We start from the raw sequence: 15,181 nt of genomic DNA, 5'->3' as shown, positions 1-15,181 counted from the left end.
ACAAAGAAGTATTTTTGCTGCATGAAAGTTCGAGACTATACTAAGGAGTTTAAATACAATTGGCAATTGGCAGCACCAGTTATGTTGGGGATGTTGGGGCATACCTTTGTTAGCTTTGTAGATAATATCATGGTAGGACAATTGGGGACTGCCGAGCTTGCTGCAGTTTCCTTGGGGAATAGTTTTATGTTTATAGCTATGTCTTTAGGGATAGGGTTTTCTACAGCGATTACTCCAATAGTTGCCGAAGCTGATTCTGCAGAAGATTTTATTGCTGGTAAGTCGGCATTTAAGCACGGACTTTTCTTGTGTACCGTGTTAGGTGCTGCTCTATTTTTAGTTGTTTATTTTGCCAAACCTTTAATGTATTTAATGAAGCAGCCTGGGGAGGTTGTAGAATTGGCAATTCCATATTTGGATTTAGTGGCATTTTCACTTATTCCTTTAGTGATTTTCCAGGCATTTAAGCAGTTTAGCGATGGTATGTCCATTACAAAATATCCTATGTATGCTACATTGTTAGGAAATATTATAAATGTTGGCTTAAACTATATACTTATTTTCGGGAAACTCGGATTCCCAAAGTTAGGTATAGTTGGTGCAGCCTATGGAACATTGGCTTCCAGAATTGTTATGGTAATCTTTTTATGGTATTTGCTAAAACGTCACCATAAAACTAAAAAGTATGTAATGGCTATTAAGTTATTTGTGCTTGATAAACTAATGCTGAGAAAAATGGTCAATTTAGGTACACCCAGTGCCATGCAAATGTTCTTTGAGGTTGGTATTTTTACTGCAGCAGTATGGTTAAGTGGTTTACTAGGGAAAAATCCACAGGCAGCTAATCAGATAGCCTTGAATCTATCGTCCATGACATTTATGGTTGCAACAGGATTGAGCGTAGCAGCCATGATTAGAGTAGGGAATCAAAAAGGACTGCAAAATTACACTGAGTTGAGGCGAATAGCAGTTTCTATTTTCCTACTAGGAATCATTTTGGCTGTAGGATTTGCATTGATGTTTTTGTTGTTAAACGATCAATTGCCTAAACTGTATGTAGACTTAAGTGATAAAGCCAACCTATCAGATAATTTAGAAGTGGTAAAAACCGCTGCAGTCTTATTATTTGCAGCTGCAATTTTCCAGATAAGCGATAGTTTACAGGTAATCGCATTGGGAGCGTTACGAGGCCTCCAAGATGTTAAAATGCCAACGGTCATTACCTTTATTTCTTATTGGATTGTAGGATTTCCAATTAGTTTTTTCCTTGGGAAAGAAAAGATGTTGAAAAGCTTTGGTATTTGGTTAGGGTTATTGGCAGGATTGACTTTTGCCGCAATTTTACTCTTCATCAGGTTTAATTATTTAACAAAACGATTAATTTTACAAAAATCAGAATAAGCATGGAGCTACCTAAATTTATATTAGGTGATAATACAGATCACCCCAACGCCATTTTTGTTATTCATACAGAATTCCCAAGGTTTATTATCAATCTAGAAGATGATGAGATTGAATGGTTTGAAGATTTTGACGCACAGGATGAAAAAGAGCTGGAGTTTGAAGTTGGTAATTTAATTCAGCAAGCTACCGATTTTTACGATAGGGAGGTAGAACGATACGAAGAATAATAAATTATAGGAATGCTCGAAACCTTTGTAGAATACGATAAGGAATTATTTTTATTTTTAAACGGCCTAGGAACAGAGACTTGGGATGGGTTTTGGATGTTTTATACAACAAAGTTTAATTGGATTCCTTTTTACGCTTTTCTGTTGTTATTGATGTATAAAAAGCTGGATAGAAAATCTTTTCTCATAACTGTGGCTTTAGTCGCTTTAATGATTTTGTTTACAGATCAAATAACTAATGCTTTCAAGTACGGAATTAAACGTTTTCGTCCTTGCCATAATCAGGAGTTCGACGGTATTATGCGTTTGGTAAAATCTCGCTGTGGTGGGCGATATGGTTTCTTTTCAGGGCATGCATCCAATTCCATGGCAGTTGCTGTGTTCACAGGGCTAATGCTTCAGGATAAATACCGTTATCTTATTTTTATTATGTTGTTCTGGGCTGGATTAATGGCTTACAGCAGGGTGTATATTGGAGTTCATTACCCATTGGACATCTTTTGTGGGATGATTTTTGGAGGTTTATCAGGACTTATGTTTTATAAATTATCTCAATACCTTTTTGTGAAATTTACTAGCGCCTAGTCAAGATATAGAGATTTTTATGTAACCTGGTTTTATAGCTTCTGCTGTTACTTGCAGCTGTGTTAAGATCAAAACTGCCTACTTCTTTTATTTGATACTTTGATTGAAGTAAATCTATATTTTTCTTTAAATCGTATTCAGAGCTAAGTAATCCGAATGTTTCAAGATGAGGGTGACTAATTGTTGAATCCTCATTTTTGATAGCCTGAATTTTTTCGCCAAAAGACCAAATGATTTCAGGAGAAGGTTCTTCTAAACCATATATTTCAAGACTTTTGTAATCTGTTTTTATTTCATCAAAACTGCGGTAATTTTCCGTTTTAAAAATTCCAGCTAGAGGTAGTCCTGTAGCTACCAATCCAACAAAAAAAGAAACGGTCAAAACTATTACATGTAGAAGCTCCTTTTTTTTTAGTTTTAAAAAAAATAGTACTCCACAAATTAAACTCACAATTGTAAGTAAAGCAAATTGTAACCAATGGTTACTCAATTTGTCACTAAGCATAAAATAAATAAGAAAAGGAGCGACGATAGCTATTGTACCAATTAAGCCAAAATTAAAGTATACAGGCAAAGTTTCCCTTTTATCCTTTAACGCTTTAAATTCACGAATCAAATAATTTAAATAGAACCCAATGTTGATTGACAGTGGCAACAAAACAGGCATTAAATATCTTGACTTTTTTTCCGGAATAAGGGATAGAAGAATCACGGCTATGATGGTCCATAAAAATGAAAACAAATACCCTTTTTTATTGGTAACCCTATTTTTTAAGTAGGGGTAAAGTAAACTCATAAAAGCCGGAATGGTCCAAATGCCGCTTTGGGTAAAGAAACTCCAATAGTAATAAAACGGCCTTACATTGTAGCTTGACCAGTTACCTGTTTCCTTTTGTGCTATGGCTGTAAAAGTAGCAGGGTCTTTAAGTCTAACATAAATAAACCAACTAGCGCCAAGGGCAATCCCTAATAAAAGTATCCCGATTACGGAAAGTATTGAACGTTTAGTGTATTTATAAACAATGCCATACGATAATATAAATGGGAGAAGTAAAGCAAAAAGAGAAACGGGACCTTTGCTTAAAAAAGAGAACCCTATAAACAGAATTGCCAGTAAAACATTTTTTAAGTTGTTATTATGCGTCTGTAACCAATTGAAAGTATAATAAATGGCTACTAACATAAAACCATGGGTGAAAATATCCCAAGGAGCTTCTACTGTAATTCCCAGAACATAAAAAGAAGTAATGGCAACAAACCCGTTTAATAGGCTTTGCAAACGATTTTCAGTTAGTAAGTCAGAGATTTTGAAAATGAAAACCCCTGTTATCATCATAAAAAGCACAGTGGGTAAACGCATGGCAAAAACACTTTTTACTCCAAAAATCATGGAAGAAAAAGCCGTTAGCCATGTAGGTAATGGTGGTTTTTCATAACGCGCAAGACCGTTCATGGTTGTCAAAATCCAATGCCCATCGTTAATCATTTCTCTGGCCGTTACAAAGTTTCGGGCTTCCATAATACTCACCGGGATAGAATTTAATCCAGGAAGCATCATCAGAGCTGTAACAATACAAATAGTTAAAATTGGATATGATTCAAGACGTTTAAGCATGCTGTTTTCTTAGAAGTATTAAGTTTCTTATGTAAACTATTGAGCCTAAAATATGGCCGGCAAATAATACGGGGTCTTTTCTGAATATTGCATAGGTCAAAATCAATACAGACCCTATTAGACTTAAAAGCCAAAATCCGAATGGTAATGAAGAGTCCTTTTTTCTTTCGGAGTAAACCCATTGATAAATAAACCTCAATGTGAAAATAATTTGGGAAACGATTCCTAAAGCCAATAACCAAAATGGGATTGCGTCATTTTTTAACAAGGCTTCCATATCTATCCTATTATTATTGTAATAATAAATCACAAGGATGATAGGGAAAACTAAAAGCCCCCAACGTACAGCTTTAGGGAATCTATGCCATTGATTTTGAAGTTGTAAATTCCTGATGTAGATAAAATAAGTCAACGATTGTCCCAACATAATAGCAAAATCGTCTCTCAAATAACCGTAAAAAAACAAAAGAAATGAGGCAAAAAGACTCAAAGACCAAAATAGGGTAGGTGTAACAACCTTTTTTTGTTTTTCACTGGTAATCCATTGCACAATTAAGCGCGAAGAGAATAAAATTTGGGCAATAAAGCCTATGCTGTAAATCACCCAACTACTCATTCACTTTGTTTTGCAACGGAATAGTTAATGTATTTTTTCTTCATCCATAGGTAAGCAAAACAATCCATTAAAGGACCAAGTAAGCGATTCCACAGTCCAAATTTGGCTTCGCCTGCCATTCTAGGAAAGTGCCGTACGGGAACTTGTTTAATTTTTCCTTCCTGTAGTAAAATCATAGCAGGTAGGAATCGGTGCAAACCCTTAAACATTGGAATACGTTTAGCATAGTCTGCTTTTATAATCTTTAAAGGACAGCCAGTATCGTCCATGCCATCATGGGTAAAACTACGTCGAATACCATTAGCTATTTTAGAAGACATGTTTTTTACAAACGAATCCTTTCTATCTGCTCTAACACCTGTAACTAAATCAAATTCTCCGATATGATCCAACAGAATATTGAAATCTTCTGGAGCTGTTTGAAGGTCGGAGTCAATGTAACCTACAAGTTCTGTATCTGCATAATCAAAACCTGCTTTTATGGCAGCGCTCAACCCTCTGTTTTCCTTGAAACTGATAAAAGTGAATTGTGGATGACGATTGCAGATATCTTCGATAATTTGTTGACTATTGTCTTTCGATCCGTCATTGACAAATAGAATCTTAGTGTTTCTTTTTGCAATTGTCGTGTAGTGCAATAATTCTTGTTCTACCCTCAAAAGATTATCTTCTTCATTATAAACAGGAACTATAATGGTGAAGTTGTAATTCATAAGTAAAAAATTGGCGATACAAAAGTATTCTTTTTTATAGAATTGAATAGTTTATTAAAATAATGTTTCTTTGTATTAAACATTTTTAACATGAAAATATTAGTCACCGGAGCTGCTGGTTTTATAGGGTCACATACTGCAGAGCGTCTTAAGGAAATAGGTTATGACGTGATAGGAATTGATAATTTCTCTCCCTACTATAATCAGGAGTTAAAGAATCTCAATGCTTCAGCTTTGGAGAGCAAAGGAATTCCTGTGATTAAAGCCGATTTAAGAGAGCTTAAAACTTATGAGAGCCTGCCAACTGATTTTGACTATATTTTCCATTTTGCGGCTCAACCTGGTATTTCTGCCACATGCTCTTTTGAAGATTATTTTAGCAACAACATTATAGCTACAAAGTTATTGTTAGACTATGCTCTTAAGCTGAAAAATCTAAAGTTGTTTGTAAATATCGGAACATCTTCAATTTATGGGCTTGAAGCTACTTGGCCAGAATCTGTGGCGCCTCAACCAGCATCACATTACGGAGTGACCAAATTAGCAGCTGAACAGCTTGTGCTTCAAAAAAGCAGGGAAAAGCAGCTTAAGGCTTGCTCTCTTCGTTTGTATTCGGTGTTCGGCCCAAGGGAAAGACCTGAAAAAATGTACACTAAACTTATAGCTTGTGGTTTTAACGATGAAGCTTTTCCATTATTTGATGGTAGCGATAAGCACTGGAGAAGTTTTACTTATGTAGGCGATATTGTTGATGGTGTTGTAAGTGTTATTGGTAAAGAAAATGCAGTTAACGGAGAAGTAATAAATCTAGGTACAGAAGAGGAGCATACCACTCAAGAAGGTATAGATGCTGTTGCAAAGGTTATGGGGCAACAGATAAAAATAAATGTAGTACCAAAACGCCCTGGGGATCAGTTTAGAACAAAAGCCAATATTGATAAAGCCAAAAAGTTGCTTGACTACAATCCGCAGACAACGCTTTTTGAAGGTGTTGAAAAGCAGGTGGAGTGGTACAAAAAGAGCTTTTTATAAATCCTTTTTTAAGCTAAGAAGATAATCGGCAGCTGCAAAAGGAGATGTTTTATTCGCGTCCAATAACTGCAGTTGCTTTTCCAATTCTATTCTAATTTTAGGATGATTGAAGAAATCATGTTTTAGGTGATCTTCTATAGTCTGTGTTAACCAAAATTTGTTTTGGGACTTACGGTTATGTGTAAAGTATCCGTTTTTTGAAGTATGGTCTACATAATCCAAGACAATTTGCCACAGGTCTTTAATCCCTTCATTTTGTAAGCCGCTACAAAGCATTACCTTAGGATGCCATTCTGATGGTTTTTCGGGATAAAGGTGTAACGCTCTATTAAATTCCACTTTTGCAAGTTTAGCTCTTTTAATATTATCACCATCAGCTTTGTTAATGGCAATAGCATCAGCCATTTCAATAATGCCTCGCTTTATTCCCTGAAGTTCGTCACCTGCACCAGCCAATTTCAGTAAAAGGAAAAAATCAACCATACTGTGAACAGCTGTTTCACTTTGGCCTACACCAACAGTTTCAATTATGATTGTATCGTAGCCAGCAGCTTCGCAGAGAATAATCGTTTCACGTGTTTTTCTAGCTACTCCCCCTAAAGAGTCACCTGAAGGAGAAGGACGGATAAAAGCATTAGGATCTTTTACCAAATCTTCCATCCTGGTTTTGTCACCTAAAATGCTGCCCTTAGTTAAAGAGCTACTAGGGTCAACGGCTAGTACAGCAACTTTCTTTCCAAGTGAGGTTAGGTGCTTCCCAAAAGCTTCAATAAAGGTACTTTTACCAACCCCGGGAACGCCTGTAATTCCTATTCTAACTGATTTATGGGGATGATCCAGACAGGATTTTATAATAGCATTGGCTTTCTCTAAATGCTTAGCACTTGTACTTTCAATAAGAGTGATGGCACGACTTAAAGATGTGATATCACCCCTTAAAATTCCATCTACTAAATCTTCAGTAGTTGGTTGTCGGCGACGTTTCTTTTTCAGGTTAGAAATAGAAACATTGCTAGTGATTTCAGGTGGTGAAATCCCTTCATGTTCCGATAGGGCACTATGTTTCCTTTTTTTATCGTCCACAACTATTCAAGAGGTACAGCTATCTTTGTCTTATCCCAAGCCATCGTTAAATGTATCAAGCTTGTAGAATTATCAAAACCAATAGTGAATTGCTCTACGGGATTGTTTAGATGTTCAACAGGAATATCAATATTGATTACATCAAATTGTGGGTCACGCATTGGTTGCATGGTCTCATCAACCCCCCAAGGGTACATTTTTGAGTTGAAGATTACTTTCCATGATTCCTCATTAGGAATAGACCATAAAGTATATTTTCCAGCAGAAAGGGAATCCTGTCCAATTTTTAAGCCTTGGTTGGTTTCAAAAGTAGTCGCTTCATTAGCACCTGTACGCCATACGTCGCCATAAGGAACCAAAGCTCCAAAAATGTCACGATCACGCTTAGATGGCCTGTTGTAAAACACTTCAATTTCCAAATCGTTAAATTCAAATTTTACGGTGTCTTTCGGACTCAGCCTAGGTGCAACTAAATGGTCCTCAAAATAAGAATAAGAAAAAACACCCATAGCGACCAAGAACAAGATGGCCATGGTCCATTTTAAAAATCTGTTCATAATCCTTCAGCGGTTTTCAGTGTGTAAAGATACTTCAAAAAGTAGGTAGTACTCAAGCACTAACCTACAATTATTTTTTAGAAGTAAAGGCAAGCAGGAAAATTTTAACTAACTTTTTGCAACACCAACAATTTTGCGTCGTCTTTAAGTAAAACACAACCAAAACCATAAGTGAATTCACTTGCTATTGACATTATAGAACAGTGTAAACAAAACGATCGGAAGGCACAATTAAAACTGTATAATCAGTATTGTGATGGCATGTACATTGTCGCCCAACGATTTGTTAAGGATTCGGCGGAAGCCGAGGACGTTGTTCAGGAAGCATTTATCAAAGCGTTCACAAAACTGCATCAATATAAAGCAGAAGTCACTTTTGGTGCTTGGTTAAAACGAATCGTGGTCAATAAAAGCATCGATCTTTTAAAGTCCAAAAAGCAATATTTATTGTCTTTGGATGAGGTGCACCTAAAGGTAGTTGAAGATAGAGATGACGATTGGTTGGTAGACGATGCTATTAACTTGGACGAAGTTAAGGCAGCTATAGAGCGTCTCCCTGATAAGTACAGGTTTGTGGTAATGCTTTACTTGGTAGAAGGGTACGATCATGAAGAAATTTCGGAAATCCTGAACATTTCTCAAGTAGCATCACGAACACAGCTTTCTCGAGGAAGACGAAAATTAAAGGAACTTTTAATACAGAAAAAACATGGCACGAGATCTTAGACAAATGCTAAAGGAAGACGCAAAACTCCAAAAAGGAGGAATGCCTCAAGGTCATGAGGAACGATTTTTAAATAAACTGGAAGCTTCATTGCCACTAGAGAGTAAACGTAGAAATTCATGGTGGGCCATTGCTGCGACCATAGTAATTTTTATTGGTTTGGGAGCTTGGGTTTTCCGTTATCAATCAAGTAGTAACGTTGTAGAATCAACCAATGGAACTATTGCAACACAAACTAAAACTTTGGGTGATGTTTCTCCAGAGCTTAAAATGGTTGAAGATTATTATTTGGCAAGTATAAATCTTGAATTGTCCAAGGTTAAGTTTTCTCCTGAGAACAAAGAACTTCTTGATGGTTATTTGGAACGCTTGGAAGAGCTTAACAATGAGTATAAAAAACTCTCGGAAGAGCTTACCAAAAATGGTCCTAATGAGCTAACGGTAAACGCTCTGATTGATAATTTAAAGTTTCGTTTGAATTTGCTCTATCGTTTACGTGATCAATTACAGAACTTAAAAGATTCATCACAACAAGAGGAAACAAAAAACATCACTTAATCACCGAATTTTAAAAAGTTTAAACATGAAAACAATTATAAAAATACCCAATGTATTGTGTCTTTTGGCCTGCTTTTTAACTATGCCTATTTTGGCGCAGACCAAGGCAACCAAAGTATCACAGTCCATACATGTTGAAGATGAAGTTACTATTGATTTGAATACTAATTATTGTAATATTGAGTTTGATACCTGGAATAAAGATATTGTTGAAATTGAAGCCTTTGTTGAAAGTGAGACATTGAGTCAGGAAGAACTAAATAAAGTCGCTAAGGACTGGAATTTGGATATTGATGCTTCCCAAACTTTAGTGACCATAAATACTATGGGTTCAGGTAAAAATGCATGGGCGTATCGTATAGCTGGTGATGATCAAGAAGCTGTTATTGCCGCAATACAGGAGCTTAAGTTTGAACTCTCCGAAATTCCAGAAATTCAAGTAGAAGTGCCTGAACTTCCAGAGTTGCCAGCGATGCCTATATTACCCGAAATGCCACCACTACCACCTTTGCCAGAAGGAATTAATCGAATTCAATTTGATTATGAGGCTTATAAAAGAGATGGCGAGGTTTATTTAAAGGAATGGAGTAAAGCTTTTGAAGATCAATTTGGTGAGGAGTACCAAAAGGAAATGGAGGCTTGGGGTGAAAAATTTGGTAAAGAGTGGGATGAAAAGTATGGCAAGCAGATGGAAGAATGGAGCAAAAAGTTCGAAGAGAAATATGGTAAGGAATATGAGAAGCGTATGGAAATCATTGAGCAACGCTATGAAAGACAAATGGAAGATCATGCAAAACGGTTAGAGGGACGTCAGGCTCAAATGGAAGCACGAAGAGAGATGCATGAGAAGGAACGAGAAGAACGAGAAAGAGAGCGAGCCAAATTGGCGGACGAACGTCGGGTTAAAATTGAAAAATTAATGCATCAAAGGTCTGACTCAAAAGTGAAAAAGACCATTAAAATTAAAATACCCAAGAATGCCAAGGTGAAACTAAATGTAAGACATGGTGAATTAAAATTGGCTTCTGTAATAAACAATCTAAACGCTAATCTTAATTATGCAAAATTGGTTGCTAATAGCATTAATGGACAAAACACGTCCATTAATGCTTCCTATTCCCCCGTAATAGTAGAAAATTGGGGATTGGGAGAATTGCGACTAAATTATGTTAAAGATGCCCGACTGAATCAGGTAAACCGAATTTTACTCAATTCCAACTCATCAAACATCCAAATAGGGGAGCTAGTCAACCAGGCTTTGATTGACGGTAGTTTTGACGTTTTGGAAATAAAGGAAATCAATAAAGGATTTTCTAATATCAATGTAGTTCTAGAAAACAGTGAAGCCATTATTATGTTGCCCAAAACAACTTATAATCTTCAATTTAAAGGCAGCAAAACCTTATTAAAACACCCAAAAAACAAAGCTAAATCTATGGTGTCTTCATACAGTAATGGCGATTTAAGCAGTAATCAAGTTATTGTAGTTAATGCTAAGTTTAGCGATATTGAAATGCAATAGTTTTGTATTTTTAGAGCATGGAAAAATATGCCTTGTCTTCACTTTTAGTAAATCATAGCAAATCCCCTATACATATTTTAGATTCCTCTATTCCCTTTAATTTATATGCCCCAATTAACTTGTCAAAGGACAATATAACGCTTACAAAATCCCACTTTGAATCAGTTGAGCTATTTTCTGATTATATAGAAGGCTATTTGAGTGACCGAAATGCAAAGGTGGCTTATGGTGGTTATATGGAAGAGCGAAGGATTTATGAAAGAAGTTCATATTTTGGGCAAAATAAAACGGAACAAAGGAACATTCATTTAGGGGTTGATTTTTGGGCTGCAGAAGGAACTGCCGTGTTGGCTCCATTGAATAGTGTAGTGCATAGTTTTAAAAACAACAATAATTTTGGTGATTATGGTCCTACAATTATCTTAAAACATACCTTAGGAAATATTCCCTTTTATACACTTTATGGACATTTAAGCTTAGAGTCACTTGAAAAGGTTGCGGTGGGGAAAAAATATGATGTGGGTGATAAAATAGCAGAATTGGGCAAGCCTAATATTAATGGTGAATATCCTCCACATTTACATTTTCAGATTATTAATGACTTACAAGGTAATAAGGGGGATTATCCTGGTGTTTCAAGTTTAACCAATATTGACTTTTATAGAGAAAACTGTCCAAACCCAGACCTTTTACTTAAAATGCCAACTACCTTTTTACAATAAACTTAAATTGGGCTTTACTACCATCAACTGATTGTAGTGTTAAAAAATACAAAGCTTCACTTAGTTGGGATGTATCAATTGTAATCATCCCGTTTGATGATTCAATATCTGCTATATTCATTACAGATTTTCCTTCAATACTTGTTACACGCATCGATTCAATTTGTTTGGGGTTTTTTGCATTTATAAATAGTTGGTTGCTTACTGGATTTGGAAACATAATGATATTATCTGCAAACTCATTGAATGAATCACTTAGTGAATTCTGGTTTGCTAGAATTTCTATTGCATTTATTAAAGGGTTTTCAATGTTTCTAATAAATTCGATTTCAAGCATCCCATCATTTACAGATACATTGTGTTGTATCATTCCACCAATTCTATGGCCAAAAAGACCTGAAGGGTCAAAATCCTCAATTGCAGGAGAGCCTTCAATGTTAATACTATAGATACGTTGTCCAGCTTGTGATGTACCGTCATATATGTTGGCGAAAAATAGGTTTACAATATAGTCGTCATTTGGAAGGTTTATGCTATATACCATAGGAGGAGAGGTGATACCAACACTTCTTTCAGAACTAAGAAGCGATGTATAGGTTGTTGCATCCATACTGTTCGGTATGGTTACGTCACGATCTTCAAAATTTAGATTAGAACTATCAATGGCATAAGGACCACCTGAAGATACAGTGTAAGAATCACCTATATCTATTCCTGCCTCGTCGTTACTTTCCCAGTCTGGAATATCATCTGAAGTAATGATAGTTGGCCCGCCAGCATTTATTCTCAATAAAGGTGTATAAGTGTTTGTTAATGTTCCTGTTATGTTAAAGTTGATTGGTGAGTTACTACCATCATTGAAAATGGAAATTGTGGCCTGTTTTGTTCCTATTGAATTATTTGATACAAAATAGATTGGAATCTTCACACTAGTACTGGGCTGTAAAATAATTGGGAAATTAGCAGTGCTATAAAATAAACTAGAGTTAACCCCGGAAAAACTTATAGAGTTAATTGTTATTGGGTCGTCTGTAGGTCCCCCCAAGTTTTTTAAAGTTAAATGTTTAAATCGTTGGCTGTTGTTTACAGGGGTTAAGCCAAAATCCAAAGGACTTGGGATACTAGATAGGACGCCATTTTGGTTTTCGTATACCTCAATAAAGTCCCAAGTGGCCGTAAAAGGTGGCGCAGAACTGCCTCGAGAAGTAGAAATTAAGCCAATAGCAAGTCCTTTGGAATCTGTAGTGCTTAAATAACTGTTAGGTAAAATAATAGACGAACCCAGTAAAATTAAGGTCTGCCCTTCGTCTAGAGAATAATAGGGCTGAGCAGTATTTTGTGATGGGTCAATCGAAAAGTATAGATCGATAGAATTACTGTTCAAAATATTAGGAATGTCATATACATTGTTAATTACCGTTGCATCATTACTTTCCATGTATACCTGTAGACCATGACTATTATCACCATCTTGAGTACCAGTCATCAGTACGAATTTAAGGTAGTTTTGTTGGTCTCCCGTACCAATGCTAATTCCATATGACTGAAAGTTAACTGGCTCGGTTTGATTTCCATTAATTCCAAAAAAAGGGGAGTTAAGTCGAGAATGTACAGTAAAAGGAGCTGAATTGGTGTCAACGTTAACACCAAATTGAAATCCATTTTCCTGATTGTTGTTTGCTTGAAATGAATCTCCTTCAGGTACAGAGTCTATTGTAGCTTTTCCGGCAGCTCCTCCAAATGATAAATTAGCAGCATTGAATAAATTCAGATAATCAGAATTTCCGGAGGTGTCCAGCATCAAACCCGTGAAGCCCAGACCAAACAACCCTGTATTTGGATCGTTGTTCCAAAACGGATAGTTTACAGGTAAATTTGTGCTTAGGCCATTATTGGGGTCAATAGGGAAAACATCTAAACTGTCTAAAACCCCATCATTATCATCGTCGGTATCATTTAAATCGGAAATAAAATCACCATCAAAATCATTTGGCTTACTACCTTGAGAGCAGATATTGGTCTGGTTGTCTATTTCATCTCCATTTGAATAGCCATCATTATCATAGTCGGCAAGGGGGTTATAATCTGAATCACCAGGTTGCAAACAATTAATATCTGAAGGTTCAAAAATTGTAATACCATTAGATCCATAAGTGGTAGCCCATACAGTACCTGGAAAGATGTCATTATCGCCTTGAGCTATGACATCTAATGGAATGTTTCCAAATCCATTGAAAATAGCTTCGTGCTGTATTACTTCATTACCTGAGGAATTGAGTATATAGCGGTTTATTTGACCGTTATAGGAAGCAGTTAGTAGATTTCCTTGCATGGCACCATTAAATGTGCTGGCAGTATACTCGGTTATACCATTAGTTGAGGCCTCAACGATATCTAGAATATTTACCATACTATTTCCAACAGGTTCATCGGCTAGATATTCACCTAATTGTGGTTGTTCAGAAAAATCTCCTATATTAAAGCTAGTATTAAAATAGCCTGAAGTACCCAACAGTAATTCTGAAAAGGAATAATCATTAGCAATTTCCCATATGCCATTAGTGGTGTTTTTTTGATAGTCTATAACCCTGGATTTGCTAGGGAATGCTTGTATGGGAATAGGGTGGCCCCCATAATAAGTGCCATTACTATCACTAATGTTTCCAACAAAATGAAGGGGATCGCCATGCGAAGAACTCCCATTTTCATTCATTTCATTGGTAATATAATTGTTGTCTGTATCGTAAATTATACTGCTTTCATCACCTAAATATGCTTCACTATCATTGTCGTAAATTTTAGGAAATCCTCCCCATAAAGCGTTAGGCCCATTATCAGAGGTGTAAATTCTTCCGCTTTCGGTAACGAGAACATCATAGATGTTTCTGAAGCCAGGGGCTAATATTTGAACAGGTCCTCCATTCTCGGGAAAAGCTTGGTTTAATGCATTGTTGCCACCAAAGGGGTCTCCCCAATCAATTGTTGTGTTGTATAGTGGATGACCGGAAGGGTAAGGGAAATCAGGATGTGAATTATCAATATCTGCTCGTGTTGGATCGTTTAAAGTAGGTAGGTCATATATAAAATCATAGCCGTTTTTCGCATCGGTATAAATAGTCATACCATCTAATTGAGTTAAATTGACAATTAAGATAGAACCTGACAAATAGTACTCTGTAAGCCCCGCAAAATTATTGCTTGGAGCTCCCTTATTAGTATTGCCTCCTTGGGCTATAAGAAGGTAGGTGTTACCATTGTTTTCAAATATGTCCATACCATTAGTGGCGTGTACTTCTTCACTGTGAGGTAATCCACGAACTAAATCTATTTTAATCCATGTAGTTCCGTTCCATTCAAGCTTTGAAAGTACTCCAGAATTTGTGTCTAGATTAGAGTCTAGACCACCAGCTCCAGAAGTAAAATCAGAGGAGGTTACATAAACTATGGGATTTTGAGCAGTACCAGTAGTAAGTAAACCGGTAACCAATCGCTGTTGGTTAAGGGTTGCAACACCTTGGTCGTTATGGTTAACGCATTCCTCTTGAACGATTGTTATTTCTTCAATACTGTTTACAGTGTAAGTTCCGCTACCAGCAGGTGCTTCATCACGGGTTATTGTATAGGCAAGGATTTTACCATTTTGTTGCGATACGTATAATCGGTCATCAGGGCCAAAATCTAAAGAAGTAGGATTTAAAACAGTTTCTCCAACCAAGCCAGAAGAGCCAAAGCTCACAGTTTGTGCGCTAAGTGAAAAAGTGGCAAGAATACAAATGCCTAAACCTAAGGTTATTCTTTCTAGGGATATTGAAATCATTTACAA

At 36.3% G+C, this 15,181-nt stretch carries 14 protein-coding genes; 8 read left to right on the top strand and 6 right to left on the bottom strand.

Annotation, left to right across the window (positions count from 1 at the left end; translation table 11 throughout):
- Positions 1-21 precede the first annotated feature (21 nt).
- Genes PWU04_RS09830 through PWU04_RS09820 form a run of 3 tightly spaced genes read left to right on the top strand, consistent with a single transcriptional unit; the run spans position 22 to position 2,216 of the window.
- The gene (locus PWU04_RS09830; protein WP_274475930.1) at positions 22-1,401 is read left to right on the top strand and encodes an MATE family efflux transporter; all 1,380 of its coding nucleotides are present in this window, start codon (positions 22-24) and stop codon (positions 1,399-1,401) included.
- 2 nt (positions 1,402-1,403) lie between these two features.
- Positions 1,404-1,631, top strand: coding sequence for a hypothetical protein (locus PWU04_RS09825; RefSeq protein ID WP_274475929.1), 228 nt, complete (start codon positions 1,404-1,406; stop codon positions 1,629-1,631).
- 12 nt (positions 1,632-1,643) lie between these two features.
- On the top strand, positions 1,644-2,216 hold the full coding sequence (locus tag PWU04_RS09820; RefSeq protein WP_274475928.1) for a phosphatase PAP2 family protein: 573 nt from the start codon (positions 1,644-1,646) through the stop codon (positions 2,214-2,216).
- Here PWU04_RS09820 and PWU04_RS09815 read toward each other — a convergent pair.
- From PWU04_RS09815 to PWU04_RS09805, 3 genes are read right to left on the bottom strand one after another with little or no spacing between them, the layout of a single operon-like run.
- Complete coding sequence (locus PWU04_RS09815; RefSeq protein ID WP_274475927.1) at positions 2,206-3,831, bottom strand: ArnT family glycosyltransferase; 1,626 nt, start codon at positions 3,829-3,831, stop codon at positions 2,206-2,208. The genes PWU04_RS09820 and PWU04_RS09815 overlap by 11 nt on opposite strands.
- Positions 3,824-4,447, bottom strand: a complete 624-nt coding sequence (locus PWU04_RS09810) for a lipid-A-disaccharide synthase N-terminal domain-containing protein (RefSeq protein ID WP_274475926.1) — start codon at positions 4,445-4,447, stop codon at positions 3,824-3,826. Before PWU04_RS09810 ends, PWU04_RS09815 begins: the two co-directional genes overlap by 8 nt.
- Positions 4,444-5,160 (bottom strand): glycosyltransferase family 2 protein, encoded by a 717-nt coding sequence (locus tag PWU04_RS09805; RefSeq protein WP_274475925.1) that lies wholly within the window; start codon positions 5,158-5,160, stop codon positions 4,444-4,446. Before PWU04_RS09805 ends, PWU04_RS09810 begins: the two co-directional genes overlap by 4 nt.
- 90 nt (positions 5,161-5,250) lie before the next feature.
- Between PWU04_RS09805 and PWU04_RS09800 the strand changes: the two genes are divergently transcribed.
- The gene (locus tag PWU04_RS09800) at positions 5,251-6,192 is read left to right on the top strand and encodes an NAD-dependent epimerase/dehydratase family protein (RefSeq protein ID WP_274475924.1); all 942 of its coding nucleotides are present in this window, start codon (positions 5,251-5,253) and stop codon (positions 6,190-6,192) included.
- Here PWU04_RS09800 and meaB read toward each other — a convergent pair.
- Together meaB and PWU04_RS09790 are read right to left on the bottom strand one after the other, a co-directional pair.
- On the bottom strand, positions 6,187-7,275 hold the full coding sequence (gene meaB, locus PWU04_RS09795; RefSeq protein ID WP_274475923.1) for a methylmalonyl Co-A mutase-associated GTPase MeaB: 1,089 nt from the start codon (positions 7,273-7,275) through the stop codon (positions 6,187-6,189). The two genes, PWU04_RS09800 and meaB, sit on opposite strands and share 6 nt — an antisense overlap.
- Positions 7,276-7,277: 2 nt before the next feature.
- Positions 7,278-7,832, bottom strand: a complete 555-nt coding sequence (locus PWU04_RS09790; protein WP_274475922.1) for a DUF2911 domain-containing protein — start codon at positions 7,830-7,832, stop codon at positions 7,278-7,280.
- 171 nt (positions 7,833-8,003) lie between these two features.
- On the opposite strand from PWU04_RS09790, the gene PWU04_RS09785 reads away from it, so the two are divergent.
- Genes PWU04_RS09785 through PWU04_RS09770 form a run of 4 tightly spaced genes read left to right on the top strand, consistent with a single transcriptional unit; the run spans position 8,004 to position 11,358 of the window.
- Positions 8,004-8,558, top strand: a complete 555-nt coding sequence (locus PWU04_RS09785) for an RNA polymerase sigma factor (RefSeq protein ID WP_274475921.1) — start codon at positions 8,004-8,006, stop codon at positions 8,556-8,558.
- Positions 8,542-9,114: a hypothetical protein gene (locus PWU04_RS09780; protein WP_274475920.1), complete on the top strand. Its 573-nt coding sequence runs from the start codon at positions 8,542-8,544 to the stop codon at positions 9,112-9,114. Before PWU04_RS09785 ends, PWU04_RS09780 begins: the two co-directional genes overlap by 17 nt.
- Before the next feature lie 25 nt (positions 9,115-9,139).
- Positions 9,140-10,636 carry a YggN family protein gene (locus PWU04_RS09775; RefSeq protein WP_274475919.1) on the top strand — a complete coding sequence of 499 codons (1,497 nt, stop codon included), beginning with the start codon at positions 9,140-9,142 and terminating at the stop codon, positions 10,634-10,636.
- 17 nt (positions 10,637-10,653) lie between these two features.
- On the top strand, positions 10,654-11,358 hold the full coding sequence (locus tag PWU04_RS09770; protein WP_274475918.1) for a peptidoglycan DD-metalloendopeptidase family protein: 705 nt from the start codon (positions 10,654-10,656) through the stop codon (positions 11,356-11,358).
- Here PWU04_RS09770 and PWU04_RS09765 read toward each other — a convergent pair.
- Complete coding sequence (locus PWU04_RS09765) at positions 11,342-15,175, bottom strand: malectin domain-containing carbohydrate-binding protein (RefSeq protein WP_274475917.1); 3,834 nt, start codon at positions 15,173-15,175, stop codon at positions 11,342-11,344. The two genes, PWU04_RS09770 and PWU04_RS09765, sit on opposite strands and share 17 nt — an antisense overlap.
- Positions 15,176-15,181 lie beyond the last annotated feature (6 nt).

The sequence above is a fragment of the Mangrovimonas aestuarii genome (assembly GCF_028767185.1).
In the GTDB taxonomy this organism is placed as follows: Bacteria; Bacteroidota; Bacteroidia; order Flavobacteriales; family Flavobacteriaceae; genus Mangrovimonas_B; species Mangrovimonas_B aestuarii.
The sequence above is the reverse complement of the archived record's forward strand: the minus strand, read 5'-3'. Positions and strand labels throughout refer to the sequence as shown.

Coding starts and splice junctions, on each gene's coding strand:
- PWU04_RS09775 (WP_274475919.1), top strand. CDS start 9,140: ATGAAAACAATTATAAAAATACCCAATGTATTGTGTCTTTTGGCCTGC.
- PWU04_RS09810 (WP_274475926.1), bottom strand. CDS start 4,447: ATGAGTAGTTGGGTGATTTACAGCATAGGCTTTATTGCCCAAATTTTA.
- PWU04_RS09790 (WP_274475922.1), bottom strand. CDS start 7,832: ATGAACAGATTTTTAAAATGGACCATGGCCATCTTGTTCTTGGTCGCT.
- PWU04_RS09815 (WP_274475927.1), bottom strand. CDS start 3,831: ATGCTTAAACGTCTTGAATCATATCCAATTTTAACTATTTGTATTGTT.
- PWU04_RS09765 (WP_274475917.1), bottom strand. CDS start 15,175: ATGATTTCAATATCCCTAGAAAGAATAACCTTAGGTTTAGGCATTTGT.
- PWU04_RS09830 (WP_274475930.1), top strand. CDS start 22: ATGAAAGTTCGAGACTATACTAAGGAGTTTAAATACAATTGGCAATTG.
- PWU04_RS09825 (WP_274475929.1), top strand. CDS start 1,404: ATGGAGCTACCTAAATTTATATTAGGTGATAATACAGATCACCCCAAC.
- PWU04_RS09805 (WP_274475925.1), bottom strand. CDS start 5,160: ATGAATTACAACTTCACCATTATAGTTCCTGTTTATAATGAAGAAGAT.
- PWU04_RS09770 (WP_274475918.1), top strand. CDS start 10,654: ATGGAAAAATATGCCTTGTCTTCACTTTTAGTAAATCATAGCAAATCC.
- PWU04_RS09820 (WP_274475928.1), top strand. CDS start 1,644: ATGCTCGAAACCTTTGTAGAATACGATAAGGAATTATTTTTATTTTTA.
- PWU04_RS09780 (WP_274475920.1), top strand. CDS start 8,542: ATGGCACGAGATCTTAGACAAATGCTAAAGGAAGACGCAAAACTCCAA.
- PWU04_RS09800 (WP_274475924.1), top strand. CDS start 5,251: ATGAAAATATTAGTCACCGGAGCTGCTGGTTTTATAGGGTCACATACT.